The organism is Chitinophaga sp. (assembly GCF_035564935.1).
Lineage (GTDB): Bacteria > Bacteroidota > Bacteroidia > Chitinophagales > Chitinophagaceae > Chitinophaga.
This window is the reverse complement of record NZ_DATMTE010000622.1, coordinates 1-4,836: the sequence shown is the minus strand read 5'-3', so window position 1 is coordinate 4,836 and position 4,836 is coordinate 1. Positions and strand designations below refer to the sequence as shown.

Below are 4,836 nucleotides of genomic sequence, written 5' to 3'. Positions count from 1 at the left end.
TTCTTCCCATCGCCGTCAAGATCATAGGTTCCTTTTGCGGGATAATAAGCGCCATAAAAAACTTCTGCCAGCAGATGTCCTTCTTTCCAGCGCATCAGGTCATTAAACCGGAATCCTTCCATGGCCAGCTCTATGCGGCGTTCGCGGCGCACCTCCAGCACCACGGGATCCGTTGTATGCCGGTATTGTGCCAACAGGAAGGGATCTGCTGTGAGGCCACCGATCGTAAGTTTTGGCATACCCACCCGGTCCCTCAACAGGTTAATGGAGCGATCTGCTTCCACCTGGGTGAGCTTGTTCAGTTCAGCCATTGCCTCTGCATAGTTCAACAATACTTCGGCATAACGGATAATGGGAAGCGGTGTATAGGCGGCGGCATCCTGGTCGGGAGTAGACACAAATTTTATATTCTGATAACCGGTGAAAGCGTTGGCATAATCCGGCACCAGTTTTACGGTGGCGCCTATACGGCTATAGCCGGGAGTGCGGATGGTTTGCGCCAGGCGGGGATCCCTGTTCATCACTTCTTCCCAAAAGGGCATGGCGGCAGCTCCGGGTACGGCGGAGAAGCGCGTACCGTCTTTCATCAGGTAAGATTCCATCAGCGATTTTGTAAGCCCGGGGTTACCGCGCGTAGGCGAAGTGAAGATCTGGTTAGCGGCATGCGATTTATTTACCGTTAGCCCATAAAGACGGCTTAAGATAAATTCATTGGCATTGGGCGTTTGAGCGGCAAAGAGATTCAGGTACACGGCATTGGCATCACCGGTGGCGAGTTTATATTGTGCGCCTGTCATCACTTCACCGGCGGCCGCAGCAGCTTCTTCCAACAACGCATTCGCCGATCCCTGCAACTGGAACTCCGGATGATATTTGCGGAAAGTACCTTCAAAAAGGCATACGGTAGATTTGAAAGCAAGCGCCGTCCATTTATTGATGCGCGCCGGTGTTTTGGCTGAACGGAGATTGGCCGTTGCAAAATCGAGATCCGCCCTGATGGAATCCATAATGAGACTGCGGGGATCACGTGCTTTATAAAGCTCGGGGCTGCCTGCGTTCAGCGATTGGCTGTACCAGGGCACATCTCCAAATCGCTTCAGTTTATCAAAATAGAACCATGCACGGAAGAACCTGGCCACACCGGCGTAATGGTTCCTTGCTTCTGCAGGGATAGCAGGTTTGTTGTAGTGTTCCAGGAAGTAATTGATATTATATAATGCCGTCCAGGTCCAGCCGGCAGAAGCGGCATCCGTGAATACCCTTCTTCGTCCTGTTACTACTTCATCAATCGCAGATACATCTACGTTATCGCTTGAAAAATCCGCCGTGAAGATATCTTCCCCCGGCAGGCTGGCATAGAAACTATTGGCATATAGCTCCAGGTCTTTCTCCGTATTGAAGAACTGCTGCGGGCTGATCTCACTTTGCGGATAACGCTCCAGGAAATCATTTTTACAGGCAACAAAACAGCATCCTGTCAACAGCAGCACTAAAAGTAATTTTATATGCATAACCAGATTTTTAAAAGTTAAGCTCAACGCCAAATGTAAACGTCCGTTGCAGCGGGTATACGAAGCCCGCGCCGTTTGCCCGCGAAGCATCCACTTCGTCGCGGATCCCTTCAGGATCGAATGCTTTAGACAACCGTGTCCATTCAAACAGGTTTTGCCCGGAAAAGAAAACCCTTGCCAGCGCAATCTTTGCCCTGTTGGTAATGGCCTGTGGAATGGTATAACCAAGGCTCAGGTTCTTAAGGCGCAGGTAAGCTGCATTCTGCAGGTAACGTGTTTGTACAGCGCCTAATGAACGATCGGTGGACAATGCTTCATAAGCGCGCAAACGCGGGAAATAGGCATCAGGGTTTTCAGGCGTCCAGTAATTGTTGTAAATATGATCGTACACAGGTTGGTTCCAACGGTTATAGAAGCCCCAGAACACTGCTGCCTCTGTGCCCGGCCAGAAATCGCGCTTGCCGATTCCCTGCAGGAATACATCGACCGAGAAATTATACCAGTTAAAGCCCATGTTCACACCATACGCATAACGGGGCGTGGTGTTCCCGATCTTACGGAGATCGCCCGGATCGTCTACTGTGTTTCTTCCAAAGCTGATCACATGGTCTCCGTTCGTATCTTCAAACTTGATATCCCCTGCTTTAGGCAAGCCGGGAAACAGGTGCAACCTCGACTGGTCCGCATACCCGGCCGATTCATCATCTGTTTTGAAAAAGCCCAGGGTAGTATATCCCCAGATCTCCCCTACTTCCATTCCTTCGTAATAATCGGTCAGCAGCCTGCTGGGATTGTTGAAGCGCGTGATGAAGGACCGGCTATCCGACAGCACTACGGAGAAATGATAGGCAAAGGGCTTACCTGCCAGTTGCAACTCGTCATTCCACCGCAGCGATAACTCCCATCCTTTGGTAGAAAGATCCGCCGCATTTTCCTTTGGCTCGGTGGTACCCAGCACCGCTGGCAATGTTCTCCCTTTGGTGAGCATGTTCTTTGTTTGCCGGTTATACCAGTCGAAGCCAACATTCAACCTGTTCTTCAGCAAAGTCATATCAAAGCCTGTGTTCAGTGTGCTGGCTGTTTCCCATGTAAGGTTGAAAGGCACCAGGTTAGGGGCGCGCACAGACAGCGGCAGCTGGCCGTTCAGATCCAGCAGGTCGGACGCAGTGTAAGGCGACATAGTGCTGATGTAAGCATAGTCGCTTACCAGTTGGTTGCCCAGCGAACCATAAGAAGCCCGGAGCTTGAAATTGCTGATGCTTTGCTTCAGCGACCCGAAGAAAGGTTCATTTGAAAGCACCCATCCGGCAGACACGGAAGGGAAAAAACCAAAGCGGTCATTCTTTGCAAAGCGGGAGGTACCATCATACCGGCCGTTGAACTCCAGCAGGTACTTATTATCAAAATCATAGTTCAACCGGCCAAAGATCCCCTGGAGCGCCCATTCCGATTTATCGGCCGACAGTGTGGTGATACCATTGGTAAGGTTGATGGAGCCCAGTTCGGAAGTAATATTTTCATCCCTCCTGGCTATGAATGCGCTCAACTGGTTCAGTTCACGGTTAAACCCGGCCAGGCCTTTTACATGATGCTTCCCGAAACGCTCTTCATATTCCGCGTACAGGTTGATGATATGATGCGCCCTGTCAGCAGCGCCGGAAGAATAATAATCAGGATTGGTGAAATTTACAATGCTGTTGGGTTTGTTCTCATACTTCATCCTGAAATACTGGATGTCGTCGCGGGTTTGTGTGAGGAAGTAAGTGTAATCTCCGTTTAGCCGTAAACGGTTGCCGAAGAAATTTGTTCGGAATCCTACCGTATTCTTGAACACCTGGTCTTTGTTTTTTGTGCGCCCTCCGTTGTTCAGCTGCCCGAATACAGACATGCCCGCAAGCGTATAATTTCCGTTGGCTGTTTTAATAGCTTCGTAAGGACTGGCATAAAGAGAAAGGTAACGGTACACATTATAACCGCCATCGGTTACAAATTTATTAGGCGCATCGTACAAACCCTGGTTAAATTCTATGTTGTCGAACACCTGGAGCCAGTCCCACACGCGGGTATCCACTTTCAGGCGGGAACTGATCCGTTCATAGGAATCCGTGGCCTGGGCGAAAATACCATCCTGTTTTTCATAGCCCAGGGAGAGATAATAGGAAGTATTATTCTTTGAGTTGGAAATGCTGATATAGTTTTTGGAGAAGGGAGCTTTGTCGTTATAAAACTCACCATACCAGTCGGTGTTCGCACCGCGGATAAAGTTACCGCTGGCATCCACTCCCAGCTCCGGCAGTGAAGGATCATCACGCCGTTGATTAAGGTATTCAATGATGGCAGGCATGCCCGGTGCATCTGTACCGGCATATCCACGATATGCTTCATTCTGCACTGTAGCAGCTTCCAGCGGATCTTTGATCACCGCTGGAATACCTATCGGCTTGCCGAAGCCGAAGTTGTTGGTGTAACGCACCAGCGGTTTGCCTTCCTTACCTTTTTTGGTGGTCACCAATATTACACCGAAGGCGGCGCGGGCGCCGTAAATAGCTGCGGATGCCGCATCCTTCAGTACGGTTACGCTTTCCACATCTTCCGGGTTAATGAGATTGATCTCACCGGGTGTACCGTCTATCAGGATCAGGGGAGCACCGCCATTAATAGAGGTAAAGCCACGGATATTGAACGTGCCGCCACGGTTCAGCTGTCCATCTCCAAAGGAGATGTTCAGATTGGGGATAGCGCCCTGAAGGCCCTGGGCAAGATTCACGATAGGACGGTTTTTAAACACTTCCTCCCCTACCTGTGCCACGGAGCCGGTCACTTTTGTTCTTGATTGGGTGCCATATCCCACTACCACCACATCCTGCAGCTTCTGGGCATCCGGCTTCAGTTGCACATCAATTTGTTTCCTCCCGGCGATCTCCACTTCCTGAGTGGTATATCCCATAAAGCTGATGATAAGCGTACCGGTGTTATCCGGCACAGTGAGAACAAAGCGGCCATCGCCATCAGATGCCGCACCTGTTTTGGCGCCTTTGAGCCGTACCTGGGCGCCTGGCAACGGGGTCCCGTTATCGCTGTCGGTTATCCGGCCCCGGATAATGACCTCCGCGACGGTTTGGATGTTGGCCGCCGGAATGCCGGCGTTTCCTGCAGCCGTTTGAATAGAGAAGCATATCAGCAGGCAGGTGGCGCCTGCGATAAAGCCCGGCCTTACGGCCGAAGCCATCATAGATACGAGAAAACTTTTTTGCATATTCCCGGTTGTTTAATTTTTTCGGAATGATTTCGATGTGGCTGGTTGGACAAATAGTTTGCGTTTTTG

General features: G+C 50.6%; 2 protein-coding genes. Both read right to left on the bottom strand.

Translation table 11 applies throughout. The features are described from left to right. On the bottom strand, window positions 1–1,511 hold a 1,511-nt coding region (locus VN105_RS15865; protein ID WP_325642506.1), incomplete at its 3' end, for a RagB/SusD family nutrient uptake outer membrane protein. A 10-nt stretch (window positions 1,512–1,521) separates the two neighbouring features. After that, window positions 1,522–4,767 carry a TonB-dependent receptor gene (locus VN105_RS15860; RefSeq protein WP_325642505.1) on the bottom strand — a complete coding sequence of 1,082 codons (3,246 nt, stop codon included), beginning with the start codon at window positions 4,765–4,767 and terminating at the stop codon, window positions 1,522–1,524. Window positions 4,768–4,836: the final 69 nt, after the last annotated feature.